Raw genomic sequence first — 1,671 nt, 5'->3', positions numbered from 1 at the left:
CCTATTAGTACCGGTCAGCTCCACACGTTACCGCGCTTCCACTTCCGGCCTATCAACCCGGTCGTCTACCGGGAGCCTTACCCCTCACAGGTGGGTGGAGCGAGCCGCCCCAGAGCCGGACGTTTCGGCTCAACCACTGATACCAGTGGGGCTCATGGGGCATCTTATCCAAACTAAGAGATCTTCCTGGGGCGTCGCGGGGCACACGTCGTACGGACCCAAGATCGCATCCTATGACGGAGGTTTGCATGGTCGGAAAGATGTGCCGTGGCGCACGCCGTACGGTGTGGACGGCGCTCGCGGTCACGGTGGCACTGGTGAGCCCGTGCTCACCGGTCAAGGCCGAAACGGCCGCCACGCTATGTCAGCAGTGGAGAGCGCACACCTTGGCGCAGAACCTGGCGGCGCCCTGGGGAATCGCATTCCTTCCCGCAGGCGAGGCCCTGGTGACGGAGCGCGACACGGCGCGACTGCTCCGGATCTCCCGTTGGGGCGGGGTATCCGAGGTCGCGGCCATCGACGAGGCACGGCCGGGCGATGAGGCGGGCCTGCTGGGCGTGGCGGTATCGCCCCGTTTCCCGCGAGACCCCTACGTCTTCCTCTACTACAGCACCGACTCCGACAACCGGATCGTGCGTTACCGATACAGCCGCGCCAGTGGCCTGACCCAGGCCACCGTGATCGTCGACGGCATTCCGAAGAGCCATGGCCACAACGGCGGCCGTCTGGCCTTCGGACCCGATGGGTACCTTTATGCCAGCACGGGCGACGCAAACCAGGCCAAGCGGGCCCAGGATCTCGGCTCCTTGGGCGGCAAGATCCTTCGCCTGACCACCAGTGGCCAACCGGCGCCCGGCAACCCGTTCAACAGCCGGATCTGGAGTTACGGTCACCGTAACATCGAGGGACTGGCATGGGACCGGTCGGGCCGCCTGTACGCCACCGAGTTCGGGTCCAACCGCTTCGACGAGATCAACCTGATCAAGAAGGGCGGCAACTACGGCTGGCCCGTGGTCGAGGGCGTGGCCAACAATCCCCGCTTCATCGATCCGGCCCTCACCTGGACCCCCGACATGGCGTCTCCCTCCGGCGTCGCCTTCGCCGACGGGTCTCTGTGGGTGGGCGCGCTGCACGGCCGCCGGCTCTGGCACGTTCCCGTCTCGGTCAACGGCACGCTCGGCACTCCTGTTTCGCTATTCGAGGGACAGTACGGCCGAATTCGCGCCGTGGCCGCCACAGCGCGGGGCCAGGTGTGGTTCGGCACCAGCAACAAAGACGGCCGCGGCTCGCCGGTCGCCGAGGACGACCGCATTCTGGTCGTGGGCTGCGCGCCTCGGCCTGGGCATCCCGGCTGGCCAGGTAGCCCGGCAGGCACGCCGAGCGACGCGGGCAGGTGAGGATTGCGGTGGGTGCGTGACCGATACGCGTACCCACCGCGATCTCAGAAGCCCAGCGGAATCCCGCTCTGGATGGCAAGATTTGCCTTGCCTGCAAGGAGAACGCCAGAGTGTGTCGAGAGTCGCCGACGATCTCCGACGAAACAAAAGGGCCCCAGCCAGCCGGCTGAGGCCCTTTTCGTAAATATTGTGCGGCGGTGACCTACTCTCCCACACCCTCCCGAGTGCAGTACCATCGGCGCTGGGAAGCTTAACTTCCGGGTTCGGAATGTAA

1 protein-coding gene and 1 rRNA gene are annotated in these 1,671 nt (G+C 65.9%); one reads left to right on the top strand and one right to left on the bottom strand.

Features of this window, described 5'->3' with window-relative positions; genetic code table 11:
• The first annotated feature begins 248 nt into the window (after window positions 1–248).
• Window positions 249–1,397, top strand: coding sequence for a PQQ-dependent sugar dehydrogenase (locus AB0J09_RS64200; protein WP_360714255.1), 1,149 nt, complete (start codon window positions 249–251; stop codon window positions 1,395–1,397).
• Window positions 1,398–1,586: 189 nt separating this feature from the next.
• On the opposite strand, the gene rrf is transcribed toward AB0J09_RS64200, so the two are convergent.
• Window positions 1,587–1,671 (bottom strand): 5S ribosomal RNA (rrf, locus tag AB0J09_RS64195); the annotation flags it as partial.

The sequence above is a fragment of the Nonomuraea sp. NPDC049784 genome (assembly GCF_040659615.1).
Classification (GTDB): Bacteria; Actinomycetota; Actinomycetes; order Streptosporangiales; family Streptosporangiaceae; genus Nonomuraea.
The sequence above is the reverse complement of the archived record's forward strand: the minus strand, read 5'-3'. Positions and strand labels throughout refer to the sequence as shown.

Coding starts and splice junctions, on each gene's coding strand:
- AB0J09_RS64200 (WP_360714255.1), top strand. CDS start 249: ATGGTCGGAAAGATGTGCCGTGGCGCACGCCGTACGGTGTGGACGGCG.